General features: G+C 37.1%; 19 protein-coding genes. 18 read left to right on the top strand and 1 reads right to left on the bottom strand.

The genetic code is table 11. The features are described from left to right. Positions 1-4: 4 nt before the first annotated feature. The 17 genes from R8N23_RS05500 (at position 5) to R8N23_RS05420 (ending at position 17,656) form a co-directional block, all read left to right on the top strand. A complete protein-coding gene (locus tag R8N23_RS05500) occupies positions 5-1,432 on the top strand; it encodes a tagaturonate reductase (RefSeq protein ID WP_318170564.1) in 1,428 nt (475 codons plus the stop codon). Next, positions 1,429-3,066, top strand: coding sequence for an altronate dehydratase family protein (locus tag R8N23_RS05495; protein ID WP_318170563.1), 1,638 nt, complete (start codon positions 1,429-1,431; stop codon positions 3,064-3,066). The genes R8N23_RS05500 and R8N23_RS05495 overlap by 4 nt, the downstream gene beginning before the upstream one ends. 519 nt (positions 3,067-3,585) lie before the next feature. Further along, the gene (locus tag R8N23_RS05490; protein ID WP_318170562.1) at positions 3,586-6,132 is read left to right on the top strand and encodes a GDSL-type esterase/lipase family protein; all 2,547 of its coding nucleotides are present in this window, start codon (positions 3,586-3,588) and stop codon (positions 6,130-6,132) included. Positions 6,133-6,333: 201 nt separating this feature from the next. Further along, positions 6,334-7,572 (top strand): site-specific integrase, encoded by a 1,239-nt coding sequence (locus tag R8N23_RS05485; protein WP_318170561.1) that lies wholly within the window; start codon positions 6,334-6,336, stop codon positions 7,570-7,572. A 5-nt stretch (positions 7,573-7,577) separates the two neighbouring features. Beyond that, positions 7,578-8,669, top strand: a complete 1,092-nt coding sequence (locus R8N23_RS05480) for a hypothetical protein (protein WP_318170560.1) — start codon at positions 7,578-7,580, stop codon at positions 8,667-8,669. A gap of 125 nt (positions 8,670-8,794) precedes the next feature. Next, a complete protein-coding gene (locus tag R8N23_RS05475) occupies positions 8,795-9,091 on the top strand; it encodes a helix-turn-helix domain-containing protein (RefSeq protein ID WP_318170559.1) in 297 nt (98 codons plus the stop codon). A gap of 94 nt (positions 9,092-9,185) precedes the next feature. Next, entirely contained in the window at positions 9,186-10,355 is a 1,170-nt protein-coding gene (locus R8N23_RS05470) for a VapE domain-containing protein (protein WP_318170558.1), read from the top strand. A 440-nt stretch (positions 10,356-10,795) separates the two neighbouring features. Further along, positions 10,796-11,488: a hypothetical protein gene (locus R8N23_RS05465; RefSeq protein WP_318170557.1), complete on the top strand. Its 693-nt coding sequence runs from the start codon at positions 10,796-10,798 to the stop codon at positions 11,486-11,488. A gap of 7 nt (positions 11,489-11,495) precedes the next feature. Further along, positions 11,496-12,017: a hypothetical protein gene (locus R8N23_RS05460; RefSeq protein WP_318170556.1), complete on the top strand. Its 522-nt coding sequence runs from the start codon at positions 11,496-11,498 to the stop codon at positions 12,015-12,017. Positions 12,018-12,139: 122 nt separating this feature from the next. Continuing rightward, positions 12,140-12,325 carry a hypothetical protein gene (locus R8N23_RS05455; protein ID WP_318170555.1) on the top strand — a complete coding sequence of 62 codons (186 nt, stop codon included), beginning with the start codon at positions 12,140-12,142 and terminating at the stop codon, positions 12,323-12,325. Positions 12,326-12,443: 118 nt separating this feature from the next. Beyond that, positions 12,444-13,016, top strand: coding sequence for a helix-turn-helix domain-containing protein (locus R8N23_RS05450; protein ID WP_318170554.1), 573 nt, complete (start codon positions 12,444-12,446; stop codon positions 13,014-13,016). Then, positions 12,979-14,307 (top strand): type IV secretory system conjugative DNA transfer family protein, encoded by a 1,329-nt coding sequence (locus R8N23_RS05445; RefSeq protein WP_318170553.1) that lies wholly within the window; start codon positions 12,979-12,981, stop codon positions 14,305-14,307. Before R8N23_RS05450 ends, R8N23_RS05445 begins: the two co-directional genes overlap by 38 nt. A 164-nt stretch (positions 14,308-14,471) precedes the next feature. After that, on the top strand, positions 14,472-15,185 hold the full coding sequence (locus R8N23_RS05440; RefSeq protein ID WP_318170552.1) for a M48 family metalloprotease: 714 nt from the start codon (positions 14,472-14,474) through the stop codon (positions 15,183-15,185). A 265-nt stretch (positions 15,186-15,450) separates the two neighbouring features. After that, positions 15,451-15,606 carry a hypothetical protein gene (locus R8N23_RS05435; RefSeq protein ID WP_318170551.1) on the top strand — a complete coding sequence of 52 codons (156 nt, stop codon included), beginning with the start codon at positions 15,451-15,453 and terminating at the stop codon, positions 15,604-15,606. Between the two features lie 67 nt (positions 15,607-15,673). Next, positions 15,674-16,288 carry a hypothetical protein gene (locus R8N23_RS05430; protein ID WP_318170550.1) on the top strand — a complete coding sequence of 205 codons (615 nt, stop codon included), beginning with the start codon at positions 15,674-15,676 and terminating at the stop codon, positions 16,286-16,288. 604 nt (positions 16,289-16,892) lie between these two features. Continuing rightward, positions 16,893-17,060 carry a hypothetical protein gene (locus tag R8N23_RS05425; RefSeq protein ID WP_318170549.1) on the top strand — a complete coding sequence of 56 codons (168 nt, stop codon included), beginning with the start codon at positions 16,893-16,895 and terminating at the stop codon, positions 17,058-17,060. Next, entirely contained in the window at positions 17,057-17,656 is a 600-nt protein-coding gene (locus tag R8N23_RS05420) for a zeta toxin family protein (protein ID WP_318170548.1), read from the top strand. The genes R8N23_RS05425 and R8N23_RS05420 overlap by 4 nt, the downstream gene beginning before the upstream one ends. A gap of 400 nt (positions 17,657-18,056) precedes the next feature. Here the strand turns inward: R8N23_RS05420 and R8N23_RS05415 are convergent, their stop codons facing one another. After that, positions 18,057-18,650, bottom strand: coding sequence for a hypothetical protein (locus tag R8N23_RS05415; protein ID WP_318170547.1), 594 nt, complete (start codon positions 18,648-18,650; stop codon positions 18,057-18,059). Between R8N23_RS05415 and R8N23_RS05410 the strand changes: the two genes are divergently transcribed. Beyond that, complete coding sequence (locus R8N23_RS05410; protein WP_318170546.1) at positions 18,651-19,232, top strand: hypothetical protein; 582 nt, start codon at positions 18,651-18,653, stop codon at positions 19,230-19,232. The last annotated feature ends 5 nt before the right edge of the window (positions 19,233-19,237 follow it).

Raw genomic sequence — 19,237 nt, 5'->3', positions numbered from 1 at the left:
AATTATGCAAGCATTAAATAGAAATACAGCATCTACCAACCCCCTTCCCATCAAAGTGCTACAGTTTGGAGAGGGCAACTTCCTCCGTGCATTTGCCGACTGGATGATCGATCTGATGAACCAGTCGCATGACTACAATTGTGGTGTGGCCGTGGTACAGCCTATCGCTCAAGGCATGACCGATATGCTCAGAAAACAAGACAGTTTGTACCACCACATATACAGAGGACTGCAAAACGGACAAGCTACGAGCGAAACTTGTCTGATCTCCTGTATCCAACAATCAATCAACCCTTTTGAAGACCGAGCGAGCTATGACCAAGTGATTTTGTCGAGCGAACTGGAATTAGTGATATCAAACACTACCGAAGCTGGAATTGTATTCAAAGCGGATGATTTCCCTGAAAAAGGGGCTTTGGCCAACACCTTTCCAGGAAAGGCAACCCAACTCTTATGGCAGCGATTTCAGCAGTTCGGCGGTGATGCAAACAAAGGTTTGAAGTTTATTCCGGTGGAGTTGATTGACAAAAATGGTGAGAAACTAAAAGCCGCCATCCTCAGTTATGCTAAACTTTGGAATCTACCCGAAGCATTTACCGAATGGGTGGAATTGCACAACTACTTCGCCAATACCTTGGTGGACAGAATAGTACCTGGTTACCCGAAAGACGAAGTAGCGGAGATACAGAAAGCGGTTGGCTATGAAGACAATCTGATCGTTTCCTCAGAGATATTTCACTTATGGGTAATTGAAGGCAGCAAAGAAATTCAGGCGGCCTTTCCTGCGGACAAAGCAGGACTCAACGTGATTTACACCGATGACCTGACGCCATACAGAGTAAGAAAAGTTCGAATATTGAACGGTGCACATACTTCGATGGTACCTGTAGGATTATGGAATGGTTTGGAAACTGTGAAGGAAACGGTAGAAGATGAAACAGTTGGGCAGTTTGTTCGTCAGATCATTTTCGAGGAGATCTCCCCTACGATCAATTTGCCAAAAGATGAATTAGAGGCCTATGCCGAAGAGGTATTGGAGCGGTTTAAAAATCCATACATCAGACATGAGCTCAAATCCATCGCTTTGAATTCGATTTCGAAGTATAAGGTGAGGGTCCTTCCTTCTCTGTTAGATAGTTTGAATGCCAATCAAGTATTGCCGGAAGGCCTTGTGCTGGCATTTACCCATCTGATCAAATTGTATTTGAGCGATTTTGAAATACAGGACAACGAAGAGGTGAAAATTTTCTTCAACAGCCTCAAATCGACCAATCTCAATGCCGAAGAGATGATAAAAACCATTTTGGCGAAAGCCGACTATTGGGATCAGGATCTAAACGAAATCGAAGGATTGAGAGAATTGATGACCAGCCAACTACAAATGCTCAACGACGGAGCGACCATCGGAGACTTTTTAACTGCAAAAGCATGAATCAGGCAATAACCATCAACGATACAGACAACCTGGGTGTGGCACTGACTGACCTCGATGCAGGTACTACTTTGCTGGTAAACGACACCGAAGTGACGCTACAGCAAAGCATTCAGGCCAAACATAAATTTGCACTACACGATTTTGCCAAAGGTGAAGAAATGTACATGTATGGCCTGGTGGTAGGTACGGCCAAGCACGACATCAAACAAGGGCAAGCCATCACTGTAGAAAACACGGCGCATAAGGCCACCGAATTTTCTGGCAAAACCAACGGCGCGTTTCAATGGACCGCCCCTGACGTGAGTAAATTCACCAATCGCACTTTCAATGGCTATCACCGTGCCGACGGACAAGTGGGCACAGATAATGTGTGGCTTGTATTTCCTTTGGTATTCTGTGAAAACAGAAATATCCTCACCATTAAAAAGGCATTTGAAAAAGCGCTGGGCTACGAACAGTCCAATGCATACAGTGACTTTGCGAGCAGTTTGGTCAATCAATACACCAGTGGCGCTTCGTTTGATGAAATCAAATTAGCCTCCTCCAATGGCCAGGCCAAAAATCACGTATTCGAAAATGTAAAAATCAAATTCATCACGCACCAAGCGGGATGTGGTGGCACTCGTGAGGACAGCGATACGCTGTGTCGTTTGCTGGCCGGGTACCTGAAAAACCCCAATGTGGCAGGAGCAACTGTGCTGAGTCTTGGGTGCCAAAATGCACAGGTAAGCACACTACAAAGTGCCATAGCCGATGCTTCTGGTACGCTGACGAAACCTTTGCTGATTTTTGATCAGCAAGAGATGGGCAAAGAAACCGACTTGATCGAAGGAGCGATTAAGGAAACATTCAAAGGACTGATCGAAGCCAACAAAATAGAGCGACAGCCAGCACCGCTATCCAAACTCACCATCGGATTGGAATGTGGTGGGTCTGATGGATTTTCGGGCATTTCTGCCAATCCCACTTTGGGTCATGTTTCGGATATGATAACTGCTTTGGGAGGCAAAGCGATATTGTCTGAGTTTCCAGAACTCTGTGGCGTAGAGCAGGAGTTGATCAACAGAACGAACAATCCAGCACATGCCGAAAAATTCATCAAACTGATGCGGGCCTACGCCAAAGCGGCGGAAGATGTCGGCTCTGGCTTCGACATGAATCCTTCGCCCGGCAACATCAAAGACGGTCTGATCACAGACGCCATGAAATCTGCCGGAGCGGCTAAAAAAGGCGGCACTTCACCCGTGGTAGATGTATTAGACTATACCGAGTACGCAAACGAGCCCGGCTTGAGCCTGCTCTGCACGCCTGGCAATGACGTGGAATCGACGACCGGTCTCGTAGGCTCTGGAGCCAATGTGGTGCTCTTTACCACAGGCCTAGGCACGCCTACAGGCAATCCGATTGCACCGATCTTGAAAGTGTCTTCGAATTCGAAATTGGCAGAGCGTATGCCAGATATCATAGACATCAATACAGGCGAGGTGATCGAAGGGAAAAAAAGTATTCCAGAAATGGGCGAAGAAATGCTCGATCAGGTCATCAAAATTGCCAGTGGAGAAATTCAGTCCAAAGCCGTACTGATGAATCAGGAAGATTTCATTCCGTGGAAAAGAGGAGTTTCGCTTTGACAACATGAATCGATAGCACAATGACAGGATTAAGATTTGTATCCTAAGGTGGTATAAAATTCGCTATCTCCTCTTCATATTTATGATACAAAGTGAAGGGATGAGTCTCACTCATCCCTTCCAATCACACTTGATTATATCCAACAGTATAGTCAGAGGTGCTTTCGACTATCGTTAGCACCAGATTCAAGTTTCCTCAATGAACTTTTCAAAGTTTCACCACTTATCTCTCTAAACCACCTAATTGGTAAATGAGAAGCGGCTGGATATTGCTCTTCCACAATTTTGATTATTCAAGTAAGCATTTTGCTTCAGATACTGCTAACAAATGAATTGTTATTCAGTACTTAACTCTAGTTAACTGCGAAAAAACACATTCAATTATCAAAATATTCTGCTCATTTTTGATATTTTTAAAAAATCATACAAACAACCATCCATTATTCAATTAAAATCAATTTTACTGATCAATATTTCAACAATTAGGTTGTTTCATTGATAATTAAATCAAGTCAACTAATGAATAATCTACTACCTCAAGCAATTCTTGAATTAAGTGATATTGCCCAAGTAGTCACATACGAAAAAGGCACCTCCTTAAAAAAACAATTTGAACGGGTAGCACATTTCTATCTTCTGCTAGAAGGTACCGTACATTTTCATCAACTGTTGGCTAATGATAGCGAGGAGATTTTGGCAGGGAAAAGCCATTCACCCTTTGCACCCATTGGAATGGATGCATTTATTTCACCCTTTAGAAATGAAACCTCTGCTGTCGTCGCAACGGAGTCGGCCAAGCTCATTCAATGGGAAACTCAATTGCTCATTGCTACCTTAGAGCAAAATCCAAGACTGGCCACTAAATTTTTCAATTTTATCAATCTCCACTCCAGCAAATTCATCAGTGATACAAGTGGATTATTTTCGTCAGGTCAGGTTACCACTGCAGCCATAACATACCAACCTTCAACTAACGGTTTTCTTACTTATGAATCTGAAACCCCATCAGATTCCATCTTGTTTTTAATGCAGTCACCATTTTTTGAAGTGTTTGAAGAAAAACACCTAGCACTACTAACACCAAAAATGGAAAGACGCCAGTATCAAAAAGGGGATCTGATTATCGATCAGGGAGAAATAAAAAAGGGTGTCTTTATCATTGAATCAGGCGCTGTGCAGTATGCCAGAAATCTCTTTGATGTAGAATCAGGGAAAGAATTCAATGTACCGTTTAGATCCATTTCTACACCTGGGTACCTGATCAGTTCGTCTTCTTTGCTTGGAGTCGAGAGTGCTATGATTGCATTTGCTACAAAGGATTCCATCGTCCGATATATTCCCTGGTCTACGCTAACCAAAGGATTTAAACTTCATTGGGAATTTGAATTAAAATTTCAAAAAAGAGTACTTTGGCTTATCAACAACCAACTTCGAGCAGTACGCACTCGATTCATTACTTCCCAGTTTAACGATGAAGAGATCGTAGCCAACACTCTGATAACTGGCAACAACACCAAAATTTCGGTACAATCAGATTTACATAAAGTACCCTTTTTACTAGCTAATAAAAATACGATTCCCGATGCTTTGGCAGTTCTGCATCATGTGGAATTGACTGGCCGACCGGCCGAGAGAAATTTGGCCTCTTTATGTTTGGATAATCTTATCAAGACGCAGAAGGAATCTGCTTTCTATCAAGCGCTCCTTGAAATATATGAAGTTACCGTACAAAGTGATAAAAAATCAAAGGAGGATATCCAACAAGACTGTATGTTGGCTTGTAAAAAAGCATTTACTATTCCATCTATTTTTGTAAAAGGATTAGAAAATATGCCCGCCCAAACGGGATGTATATTTATCTACAATCACTTAAGTAACGATGAATATTACACTTTGCCCAATCAATTTCAAATAACTCTTGATTCTCATTACCTCGGATATCTGCTTTTTGAAATATATGGTCAACAGGCCAAGAGAGTGGTGCGGTTAGGCAAACGAGAAGAATTTGGACATGATAATTATTATAACAAATTCGATTTCATCAATGTAATCACGAGGGATTCAGATGAATCTGACCAATCAAAAATTCAGAAAACAAAGGCTTTAAAAAATTTCAATAATGAGATAAAAAATGCTCTTCATCAGAAAAAAAATATCATTATTAGTCCTGAGGGAGTTTCGCATACAACAGAAACTTCCCCGACGATTTTTAAAGCTGGTATTTTCAAACTGATACAAAATCTGGATTTTGAACCGCTGATTGTTCCAGTAGTTATGGCAAATTTTGATAAAAGAATATCGGACAAAAAATTTGCCTGCGAAATCAAGAAACCCTTTAGGCTAAGTGAAAAACTCAGACCATACAAGAAAGACGACATTTACTCTTTTTTGAATGATTATCAGAAAGAATACCGGGATTACGTGCAGCAGCTGGTGACCACCATTGAAACCGAAAGGAGCGCGCAACTAGAATTTGATCAGGAAGTCAAATCCTTGAGAAGACGTGTATTGCCTAAAAGAAAAGAAAAAGGCCTCATAGCTTTTTACGGGAGTAGCACCCTTCGGCTTTGGGAGACTATGCAATCCGATTTAGAAAATAATAAAGCAACCAATTTCGCCTTTGGCGGCTCTACCTATGAATGGTGCCTACACTACTTCGATCAAATTTTCAAAGGTATTCACCCGAATTCCTTTGTTATTTATGGTGGAGATAACGATTTGGCAAATGGCCGAACACCCGAGGAAATACTCAGAACCGTTCACTTGCTGATTGATAAAATAAAACAGCACGTACCCGCTGCGCCGATCTCAATCATATCTGTAAAACCTAGCCCAAGTCGCATGCACCTTCAATCCAAGATCATCATGCTCAATAAAAAACTCAAATCTTTGGTGGATCCAGATGATCAACTTTATTGGATTGAGACCTACGATTACATGATTGATAAAGGTGGAAAAGCTAGAACCGAACTTTTCATAGAAGACATGCTCCATTTAAATAAAAAGGGCTATGAATGTTGGAGTGAGGTAGTGAAAGGTCAGCTATTGGAGATAGGATTGTTATAAAAAAACCCCTGATAGTCTAAGATTATCAGGGGTTTGAGTACCCAGGGCCGAACTTTGATGTTTTCAGAATTAATTATATCCTCTTTATATTAGCTCAAATCACTGGCAAAGGTCAAATAGAATCTATTCAAATAGAGTTGTTCCAACTTGAACAAAAAATTTGCCACCAGTTTTGCCACCAAATAAGAATTTGAGTTCTATATGATCAATCTTTCCTTTAAGCCAAATGAGCAAAAAAAAGACAAAGACGGCATGTGTCCTATCTTCATGACTTTGACATTTAGTAGTCAACGAATACGTAAAGCTGTGCAGCATGCCAAAGTAAAACCATCTGACTGGAATGATAAGAAATCAAGACTGAAACAATCAGGGGACAAGTCGAAAGAAGATAACCAAATCATCAATTCAAAACTGGAAAGTTTACAAGAGCTTGTTCATCAAATCAACAAAGTTGTACTTAAGGAAAATATTACTTTGACGAAAAAATACGTTCTTGACCGAATTGAAAATCCCTCTCTCCTGGAAGTTGAAAAAAAATCATTTTTCAATGTCTTCGAAGAATTCATAAAAGTTGGGCAAAGCAATAAAGCCAAGCGTACATTAATGGCATATCAAACTTGCTTCAATTTTCTCAAAAACTTCGAAAGCGAAAAAAAGAGAAAACTGACATTTAGAAATATAGACTTCGAATTTTTTGAAGATTTCAGAACTTATGCATTCATAGAAAAAAAGATAGCCGACAACTACTTTTCTAAAATTATCGCTAATCTCAAATCGTTTCTCAACTGGGCAACTGAACGAGATTATAATACAACCCTTACTTACAGAAAATTTAAAGCTCCAGAAATAGAAAAAGAAGTGGTTTACCTGACTATTGAGGAGCTTCTAAGGTTGCATAATTACGATTTCAAATCTAATCGTTTGAATCATGTAAAAGATACTTTCTGCTTTGCTTGTTTTACTGGTTTGCGATTTTCGGATTTAACCTCTCTCCTCCCTGCTCATATCCACTCAGACTACATTCTAAAAAACATTCAAAAGACTAAAGAGGTCAATCATAAAATACCGCTAAACAAATACGCAAAGGAGATTTTGAACCGCTACAAGGACACCATTCACAATCCATTACCTAAAATCTCCAATCAGAAATATAATTCATACATCAAAGAGTGCTGTAAAACTGCAGAGATTGATTCTGAGATAGTTGTTTCAAGGTCTGTAGGCGGTAATAGAATTGAAACCACTAAGCCAAAACATGAGGTTATATCAAGTCATACCGCTAGAAAGACCTTTGCAACTAACTCTCTGATCTTGGGCATGAAGGAAATGGTTGTTAGGAATATCACTGGACACAAAAAAGAAGTGCATTTCAAAAAGTATATCAAGATCGCAGAAGATGTAAAGAAAACCGAGATGGATAACACATGGGATAAAATTTAAGCTATATGATTACTAACCTAAGCCATACACTTCATTATCAAGACTTAAATCAGCTGTTTGAAAGCTGTCTAAAACTAGTTCAAGATAGGTCTGAACTCGACCTAGAATCAAATACCTTTCTGAAACTAAAAGAGAAGATCGAGAGTGAGACCAATTCTCTTATAAGTACTTTCTTATATGAGCATCCCGAAATTTCCTTCATAAAATTGGTATATCAGATTCATGAAATAATTGAAAAAAGAAGCAATCTAATTGCTATTTCTTGTATTTCAGAATATGAAATTCATATACTAGAAGTACTTTTCAAAAACTCTGATAGGCAACTGGATTGTGCTCTAAATGAGTGGTACAATGACTTAATGCATTTATATGAAAATTCAATCACTTTTGAGTCAAACTATCTTTTAGCCTTAATTTTCAATTCACTTGATCAGTTTGACGACTACGTAAAAGAACAAAAAATAGGGTCAAATCTTACGTTACGCTTGAAGCATTTGACGTTACTTAAACAATTCTCTAAAATCACCAAATCAGACACTGTACTGAAGCTGCGTATTGGATCCGTGAATGAGCAAAATGACAATCGAAAATTATTGCCTTTTGGCACAAAAGGTCAAGCGAATTGGTACTGCGAGAAAAACGACATTGATTATTATAAAGGAAGCATCCTTGAAGATCACTTTACAGAACACTACCTTAATATTCCCATCTCTAAAGTTCAAAATATCAACTTTGTAAAATCTTCTTTATTATACCTGATTAACCAAGGTTTCCTACTGATGGATTCCGATAAAATTGACTCACTTATAGAAGCTACCTTTCTCTCAAAGAATAATTGTGCCAAAACCCGAATTCAATGGTCTCCTCAGTTTAAAAAGGGAAACTTGGTCGTATTATTTAGACACTGGCTGACTGTTTTAGGAATATATAACAAGCTAGGCTTCTGCCGAGTTATGGTAAGTAATTTGAATACCCCTTATTCTCTAAGGGCGCTTTATGAATTTTTAATTGATGAGAACAAGATTCCAGTTCATGACTATATCAAACAAATCGACATCTCAGAAATTTACGCAACGAGCGGAGTCTTGAAAAAGTAATACCTCTACTATACACGCTTCTGGCATACTTAATTACGTGATTTTTTGAATTTACGTAAAATCAAAATTTTTCTCTCGTCTTCTTTGAACCCATAAAAGCTGATTTAAACCAAATACAGTTAAACATGGGAAAAGTAACATACACAGAACTAAACGAGGATGAACTTGAACAACTGGTGGCTAACGCTATTCGAAAATCTCAAACTTTAGGGATTATTACTTCATCCGAAGACAAGCCTTTGAATCAACGACAAGCTGCGGAGTTCTTAGGTATAAGTCAAACAACTATCATAACCTGGAAAAAGAAAGGGTTAATTCCCTTTGAACAAGCAGAAGGAAGTAGCAAAGTGAGGTATTACAAGTCACAGTTAAAGGCTGCTATTCAAAAGAATCGGCATCTGCTACAGGCAGCTAGAAAATGAAAAACCACGGTTGCACCCGTGGTCTTACTGTGATTTCGTACTGAATCAAAGGTAAGGTTAATTCAACAATTTCCAAACCTAAATCCCAAGAGCATTGGCGGATAAAAAAGAAATCAAGTCTCTATTCAAAATAGTAGAAGACTATTTGAGTGCCACATACGATTTCCAATACAATGAAATTTCAAACAGGCACGAGTACAAAGAAAAGAATGCCAACAGGTGGCAAGCGCTAAACGAAAACAATATCTACCGTGAGCTACAACATCAAAATTTCAATTTTTCATTAAACAATATAGTAGCTCTTATGAAGTCTGATTTCGTACCTAAATACAATCCTTTCATCAATTATTTTGAATCATTACCGAAGTGGGACGGGACAGATCATATTATGTCATTTTCCACATACATCAAAGTAAAAGAAAGAGAGCGGTTTGAAAACCACTTCAAAAAGATGTTTGTAAGGACGATAGCTTGCGCAATCGATGATAAAGTATTCAATAAGCAAGCCTTGATTTTCGTACACCCAGTTCAAAATAGTGGTAAGTCAACTCTATGCCGCTTCCTAGTTCCAAATCAATTGGCTGATTATGTTACCGAGAATATCAATACCGACAAGGACAGTTTAATCAGTCTATGCGAAAACTTACTCATTGTCCTCGATGAATTGGCCACTCTTACGAAAGTTGAAATCAACGGTCTAAAAAGCATATTCAGCAAGGAAACTGTAAAAGTAAGAAGGCCGTATGAACGCCGTCCTGACATGCTTCCAAGAAGAGCGAGTTTTATAGGCTCAACGAATAAGATGGAATTCCTGAATGACGAGACAGGGTCGGTACGATGGCTTTGTTTCGAATTGGATTCTATTGACTGGAATTACTCTAAAAATGTGAGCATAGACAAAGTTTGGGGACAGGCATATTCACTCTACAAGGATGGGTTTAAGTATGAATTAACACCCGATGAAATCGCCGAAAATGAGAGAGTAAATAGAAAGTACCAGGTATCAACTCCTGAAATGGAACTAATCCAAAGGTATCTGAAACAAGGCACTAAAGATAAGCATGATGAATTTTGGTCTTCAACCGACATAGTCTCATACCTGACAGCCAAAAGTGACAGAACAATTAAGCTAAATGTGATTCAAGTTGGTAAGGCAATGTCTGTACTTGGCTTCAATAGGGAACAGAAGTACAACGGTGTGTACCAAGAAAAAGGATATTATCTGTCTTACTTACTTAAAGGGGATAAATCACTGATTATCTAATACTTACATAAGTAAGTAAGAATATCTGAAAGTTACTTAGTGTCTTAATATCTACTAAGTAACTAAGACAGGTAACCATCTGTCTTTTCATGAAATTAAAAATACTGTGTGAAACAGATTTGAGCTCTGCTGGGAAGCAACTCTCTGAGGGATAGCACAGTGCAATGACGAATAGTCTGCAGGTTGGCAACTCCTTATAAGTTGTGAACCCAGCCTGATCAACTGGGTTCTTTTCTAACTATTCTGAGTTGCTCCATGCCTAAAAAATCCACTTTAAAAAAGTCCGAAAGGACACCACTTGAATTAACATGATGACTCTTGGAAGGCAATTGCCACCTGATTAGATCAAACATAACTGGGAGACCAGCAGCTTAATTAATTATGATTTACTGTGCGATCTATGAAGGTGGTCTGCCTCCAGGAATCAAAACCAACAAATTATGAACCGACTTGCGAGTTTTCTTACTGGATTTGATGCTGTTGTATTAGGGTTAGTTGTATTCGTTATTTATCGATACTTCGAAGTTCAATCTCTATTCTTCAGATACTTACCGCTAAGTGAAAATACGCGACTTATTGCTTCTTGCCTTGTGGCTCTAGTGGTTGTCTTCTCGTTACTCGTTTTCAGTTCACATATCGATAGGTTCAAATTAAGTGAGAAGAGCTCCGGTGATTGGATCAAATGGATCATGTTCATCTTCACCCTTTTCATTAATGCCTATTTCTGGAAGGTGTGGGATCATGAGTTAATGAATGGAGAAAGTATTGAGAATAGTAAACTAGTTCTAGCATTCAAATGTGTAATCACTTTGTTCTTTGGTGTATTTGACTACGCCTACAATCATCTTTTCATTTCCAAGTGGAACGAAAGCCAGAAACTAGAAGGAATTGAAGCATCCCTAGCTAAATCCATCCAAAACTTAGCTAACCTCAAGCAAGAAGGAAGCCAGCTAAAGCAAGCTATTAGCCAAGAACAAGCCAAACTAAGCGAGATCGTAGCAAAGCAAGACCCAAAAGTTTGCCCTCGATGTGCTAGAGAATTTGAGAACTCAAATCAAAGAAATGGCCACTTAAGAGGTTGCAGGGTTCAAGCAAAAAATTCGGCAGAAATAAATCTTTTAACTAAAAACTAACCATATCATGGAATCAAAAATCAAATTTCTCAAAGGTATAATATTTATAGAGGTCGTAATGTTGCTGCTCTTTCTATGGGTGTGCCTCAGTTGTTCGAGCGATATTCCTAATCCAGGAAACCCCATGATTATTGATGAAAGCGTATCGGCCCCAATCTCATGTGGCTATCAATCATTCGGAGAACACTGCTTTCTCAATTACGATTCCACAAAATTTAATTGGAGATACTCAGGCTTCGATTGCGACTATTGGGATTTAGATCCTGCTCATGTAAACATTTCATGGAATGATGAAGCAGATTATGTGATTGTGGAAGAAGTGCCTTTTCGTATGACAATCAATTACGAAATACGAGAGCTCCCTAGCGAAAAGCTTATCAAGATAGGTTGTCAAACTATATGTCCTGAATCAAGAGTAATCATAATTCCTAAAGGTGGAATTGAAGGAAGATACGAAACAATAATACATACCTTTTGCGGAAGAATTGTACTATTTGGTGGCACTGTACCCGAAGAAAAAAACCATTGAATTAGAATCTCAAGGTACTTGCTTATGAAAATATCATTCCTCATTCTATCCAATAATACAATCTATAATTCACTCAATATTTCAATTATAGAAATGATAAGAACAAAAAACCTTATAAAACCATGGAATCGCACACATTCATAAAAATATCTCTTCCCCCCACTCCTAACCCCTCACACTCTACGATGCGCAAGGGGTTAGGAGTGGGAAGAAGAGAAAGTGGTAATGAGTGCTACAATAAAAATGAAGAAATGAAGGAAAAGGATATGGAAGTAATGAGTGTAGATATAAAAGAATTGAAGGGGTGAAGAAGAAGAAGGATAGTGGAAAAGTGAAGAAACAAAATATGGGAAAATAAAGAGGTGAAAGAAGCGAGGGTAAGAGTAAGAAAATTAAATAAATGAGTAATAGGCTAAGCTGTTGAATATGACAAAAAGAGATATCAAAATATTAAAATTTATCAATCGATTTGGGAAAGTAAATACTGATCAGATAGCAGCGTATTTGGAGGTGTCAAAAGTCAGAACTTATCAGATTATGCAGAGGTTAAAAAAATCTGGAATGGTCGAATTGGTACGAGTATTTCATAATGAACCAGGAATATATCTGTGTACTTCTGAAGGTGCAAAATTCACGAATCAGGAGAAATTGAGAGAGTTACATATAGCCAGTTTAAAGCATGATCTAAAAATATTAGACGTATTTCTCAACATAAGGGATGAAATGCAAATTGAAAGTTTTATGACTGAACGAGAAATAAGAAAGTCTGTGGATCTAGAGCATTTTCCGGATCTGCTTATTAAATATTCAGGGGAGCAAATATCAATAGAAGTAGAGCTAAGCCGAAAGTCAAAAACAAGGATGGAAGCGATTAGGAATTTCTATCTAAAAACGGTTTTCATAAAAAAGGTAATCTACTTCGTTCCAAAATCCTTAAAAACATATATAGAATCAATTTATCATGAATATGACTTTATCGAAGTTCGAGACTTGGTTTGAAAGTTTGGGTTATCAAGAGTTTTTCATCACTATTTCTCTAATACTAGTAGGAATCATAGTCCTAGTACTGAATAGCCAGATAAAAAGCACCAGAGTCTCCGTGAAAATGGATGGTGATTCGAACGAACCGCAGTCGAATTCTCATGAGTTTCAACTAGGAATCAACGGTTCAATTCCATTCAATTTAACCTATGATCACTTTAGTAAATTCTGCTTATTGTTAGGAACGACCGGAGCTGGAAAAACAGTAACAATCAAAAATGTAGTCAAGGCATTTATTGAACAATCTTTTCCTGTGATTTATGTTGACGGCAAACCTTCAGATGGCTTGATTCACTTTCTTGACAGTCAGGCAAAAGGAAAAATAAAAGGATTCAACTGTTTAGGATATTCTTCTTATAATTTCTTAAAAGGAACGCCAAGTGAGGTCAAAGATAGAATAATTTGCATCAAAGATGAGTGGGAAAGTGATTACTATAAAACTCTGGCCAGCGATTATATTCAACTAGTCTTAAAGTTCCTCATAGCCCAGGGCGAACAATTAACACTTGAAGCCATTTTGAAAATGTTGGATATTACTACCTTTCTAAAGGAAGCCAGAAATGCCCAAAGTGACTTAATTGAAAAAATCATTTACTTCTCCTCTAATACCAAAAGTAGTGAGCTCAAAGGCTTATATAGTCATCTTTCCTTAATCATAAACAGCGATTTTGGTAGCTATCTGTCAGAATACAATAATGACACCATTGAACTTGATAAGATCATTGAAAATAATGGTGTTGCATATTTTGCATTGCCTGCTTTAAAGTTTCCTGAATTTTCCTCTTTCATTGGAAAAGTTGTGATCAACGACATTAAATCCAGTATTGAAAGAACTAGAAAACCTGTTCTTTTAATCTTCGATGAATTCAGCGTTTTTGCCGGTGGTCAAGTGCTCAACCTCATTAATCAAGGTAGAGAATTTGGCGCACACACGATGGTTGGGACTCAATCTCTAGAAGACTTAAGAGAGTGGTCGGATCAAATTTTAAACAATGCTAATATGCTCATTTCTCATAGAGTCCATAGCAACAAAACTGCTGAAGATATTAGTAAGTATTTCGGCACTAAAAAAAACATTCAAATTACCAGACAACTTAAAAATGAAGAGACCGCACCTGCAGGATCAGTCAGGAGTACACGTGAATTTTTTGTACATCCTGACGATCTAAAAACTCTTGGTGTTGGAGAATGCTTTATAAATATCAAAGATTCATCAGTGATTAAAAAAGTCAAAATCAACTATTTATAGCTATGATTACATTTATAAAACGATTGCTATTATTCACTTTTAGGTTTATTGTGAATTCTGCCATACCAATCTTCCTGGTATTATTTTTTATTCGGATGATCTGCCTCTTTTTTGTGAATATTAGCCTTCATGATCAGGTTCTTTATCTGACCATTGTATTATCCATGTATCTTGGATTGAGTCTATTATCACCTAAGTTATCTTCATTTCTGATCTACCTTAAGGGAGCAAGACGTCCTACACAAAATGAGGCAGAAGTTTTACTTCCAGCAGTTCAGGAAGTGGTAAAATCATGCAGATTCTATAAGGAGATATCACTTAGTATTATCGACGATGAATTAGATCAAAGTGCAATGATTATTGGAGACAGTATTTTGGTCTCTACTGGTCTGTTAAATAATTCAGGAGAAAGAGAATTACAGGCTATTTTGGCGTGTGAAATTGGGCACTATGTAAATGGAGATTCGAAGTTCAACATAATGATTGAGTTTGCATCACAACCAATGATTATTGTATCGAATATGCTCAATTATGTTTTAGAATTCGTCCAAAAAATACCAGTTGTCAGTTTATTCTTTAGCCTGTTGATGCTTATCTATTGGATACCTTTAAGTGCTTTATCTTCAATACTTTCATTGATAGAAAGACAGGTGTTAAAATCAAACGTTTACAGAGCAGATCAATATGCAGTTATGCATGGATTTAGTGATGGGCTAAAATCTTTTCTGGAGCAAATCCGTCATTTGGAACAAAAAAAATCTTTCTGGTCGAAAATGACAGATTCTAGCCCATCTACATCAAGCAGACTGCTGGCCATAGAAAAGTTTACAAATTCTTTTAACCGCTTTAATCAACCTCAGCATGGAGAAAATTTTTGAAATCATTCATGATTTTTTGGAACAGGCTCAGTTCTATTTAGTCGTATTAATAATCTTAGTAATTGGAGCTCTGTATTGCTTCTCATGGCTTAAGAAACACTTTTAACAGAAGATTAATTGAATCAAAAAATGTGAGGAATTAGTAACAACACTCTTTTTTAGCTAACAGGATGTGTATTTACAGGCTACAATCGAACATTTTAATAATTAAATCATCAATTAGTGTGAGTAGTTAGTAACAGCATGTCAATAAGATATTACCATTATGAAAACACCTAAAAACAAACAAATTAAAGTTGAATATGTGGCTAAAGTGGGCTTGCTTTCTCAAATCGATCTGAGACAAATATCTGACAGAATTACACTGAAAGTCGACAAGGAATTACAGGTCATTAGGAAAATTGACGAATCAAATAAATGAAAAAGAAACGTTTTTGAATTGGAGAATCTCGCTGACACGCAATGAATTTTAACTAAATACAAATATTATGAAGATTGACACACAATTTTTTCACGAAGTTGATTTACAAAACGCACTTCTTCTGGGTGATGATGACGGAAGATCATTAATTGAAAAGGAACTAATCCCTGAAGCTCTAGAAGAAGGGAGCAAAATAGAAAATCTCATTATTGAAAAAGAGGTACGTCTAGGAATAGAAAATATCTACATACCAGATATTATGGCATTTCATATGACCAGATATAAAAAGTTGATTTTCTTTGATGTACACATCTTTGAGCTCAAAAAGGACGAGGTCAGACTAGATGCCCTAAGTCAAATTCTCAGGTATAGAAATTATGTTGAAGCCTACTTCAAACGAAATAAGGTTTTCAACGGTTTACTCAAGAATAAAAAACTAAGGTTTCATTGTCATCTCGTTGGAAAGATGAATCATTGGACTTATGGTGATTCTTTTTATACAATGTTGTATTGTCAGAAAAACATAAGTATAGTTAACCATACTTATGAGCTGCACCCGCTCAATGGTCTGCAAATTTCATCTTTTTCTAAATGTCAAAGCATACGCATTAATCAAGATGACAACTCTCTTCAGTATATCGAAAACGCAATAATTGAAGGTTTAAACCCAGAATCGAACTAATTTCAGTTACGTTAACCCCTATCCAATCTAAACAAAGAGGAATTCTGATATGGAAAAACAAGAAATATTTGAAATCATAATCATAACGCTGGTTGGTTTTTCGATCATTATTCCTTCAGTAGTGCTACTGATTTATCATTTCAAGGAATACTCCGAGTCACAAAAGTCTCATAGAAAAAATACTGACTCATGAGTCACTGGAATTATAGAGTGTTAGTTACTAAAACAGGTCTCAAATATGGTTTGGTTTTCAAAAAATGACTGGTAATGTTATGAATGAGTGTACAAAGAAAGTATTTTCAAATATAGAAGAGGCTCAAAAAAGAGGAAATGAAATAAACAAGGCAAACAAAAAGAATGAAGACAACACAAAGTTACGACCGTACAAATGTGAAAAGTGCAAGAATTTCCACCTCTCTTCAATGAGTAAGCATCAGTACAAAATGTCTTCTAATCGGCAGTATCGCCAAAAGATTAAACGATATATGCTGCTTGACAGAGAAGTCGAGTATTGGGAGTCTAAACTGAGGTAATTCAGCCTATTCAAAATAAATCATCCATTTCTCAAACGAAGAATATCCACCAAAAATCGTATCTTTGTTATATGAAAAATGAGAAAAAAAATATTCCTGATTTTTTTCTTCGTCAGCAACAGGCTATGAATGAGAGTTTGACAGCTTTAAAAGCTGAAGACGAAGCTTTTTTCTCTAATACAAGTCTAAAAATTTCGGCTAATAAACTACCTCGTAGAAATACCAAGCTAGCCCTTTGAACATTCCAACCCTGACAGTTATAGCTGGTCCTAATGGAGCTGGCAAGTCCTCACATAGCAAGAGTTTAGTTGCCGATTTTGGAATTGAAGCTTTTGATTTCGACAAGGAATTTTATTCAGCCTGGAAAAAATTCGGATATGACCCAGTCATTGAAGAGGGTGTCAAAAATAGCATAACAGAGAAATTCAATCAAGGACTGGACTTTGCATTTAGTAAGAAAAACCACTTCGCTTTCGAAACTAATTTCAATAATCCGCTCGTAATTGATCATGTCAGAAGGGCAAAAGCAGAAGGACTTCAAACCAATCTAATCTACATCGGACTCTCCTCTCCAAAACAGGCAGAGTTTCGAGTAAATAGACGTGTGCAAAAGAAAGGGCATTTCGTAGATGTAGAAACTATTCATGAGCGGTTCTATGCAGGACTAGACATGCTCGACAACCATTATCAAGAATTTGACCTCATAAGTATTTACGAAAGTCAGGACAACTATCAAAATACCTTATGTGGATATAAAAACAACAATCACCTAGTACTCATGGAGACTCCTTCATTCTCACAATACATTCAAAATATATTGACGAATTGGGGATAAGTAGTACTACATTAGCCTAAACAATTAAAGAGTGTGTCAGTAAGGTTCCACGTTCCATCACACTCTTAAGAAAATAGACTGACGCGCGGCCTTACTGGTCTATTGTTTGCTAATTTAATAACAGAAATATGTTTCGACTAATTTATAATCTCTTTCGCTGGTTCGTTATGATTCTTTGTGTCTTGACTGTCATTCCAGGAATATTGTTATTAATAGATTATGTTATAAATGGTGAGAGATCCACGTTAAGCAGCATCTTTAGAAGCTAGCATTTCAGGCACAAATCCAAATCCTTTGTTATCTCATTCATCTGCACAAAAACCTAACGTACGGTAGTTCGATCGATTCTTTGTTTGCCTCATTTTGTTATAGAATTTTAGCTTTAATTAGCACGAAATAGCTATTTTCTATCCAATATGTACTCAGCATAAATGAGATATTTTGTCATTAACCTTTCGTAGTAAGTCCTAGGCTTTGTCTTTAGAGCTCTCTTAGACAAAATGTCCATAACGACACCAACGAATCTTTCTTGCGACTTCGTTTTTAATTCCCTCCGTCCTACAACCAAATCTTCAAATTTATCTCCATACTGCTTAAAAATTTCTATTTCTGAAATGGTGAAGAATGGTTCCCTTATAATTTGATCCTTTATTTTGAAATTTTGAACAGAGGACTGTTTAGTTTTATTGACCCTAATTCCTCCCTTTCCTCTATTAAAAAACCATTGATACTGATACCCATTTGTTTGAAGCTTTTTCTTTTCATAACTCATTTGTGGCAAATAACCCCCTAGGTCATTAGATAAAATATCTCTAAGCAATTGCGATAGATAACTATACCTATTGTTCTTTAAAAGAATCTTAATTGAAGAATATTGTTCTAAATCTGTTGATCTCAACGGCAATCTTGATGGAGGCGTAGTTTGAACATATTTTTCCACCAAAGCCGAAAGATCAACAGTTAGTTTTTTTAAACTTTCTATATTTTTAGGCATATGGAAAGATATAACCTACCTAACAAAACTACATACTACAACGGATGCAAATTTGATTCTAGGTTGGAACTTCGGTTTTGCCTATTGATGGAGGAAAATAATTTTGCATATTTAGTTCATCCTAAAAAAATATACGATTCCTATTACCGAAACGAAGGGCAATATGTTGAGGTGTTTGAAAATACCAAATCGTACACACCCGATTTTTTGATTCGGTCCATTGAAAAAAACGTTGCCTACTTTATAGAAATCAAACCAGAAGATTTTTCTGATGAAATTCAGCTTTACAAAAGGAACAAAATAATAGCTCGTTACTGTAATAAACTTACAAATCCTATCGATTTTAGAGTTGTATATGGTGGTGATTTTAAGCTAGGACAGCAATCAATCTCCAAGTATGACCAGGTGATTAAAAATCAAAAAAAAGAAAAGAAACTATATGATTTTAGAATTAAATTCTACGGAGGACAAGGGAGAGTTCCATTGATTTTACCCAACCAATGGTCAAGTCAAGAGTATGTTAATTTTGTGAAATATGGCAATAACCCGCAGGAAAACAATTTTCATCATCCACAAACGTAATAATC

Origin of the sequence: Reichenbachiella sp., assembly GCF_033344935.1 — a bacterium.
Taxonomy (GTDB): Bacteria; Bacteroidota; Bacteroidia; order Cytophagales; family Cyclobacteriaceae; genus Reichenbachiella.
The sequence above is the reverse complement of the archived record's forward strand: the minus strand, read 5'-3'. Positions and strand labels throughout refer to the sequence as shown.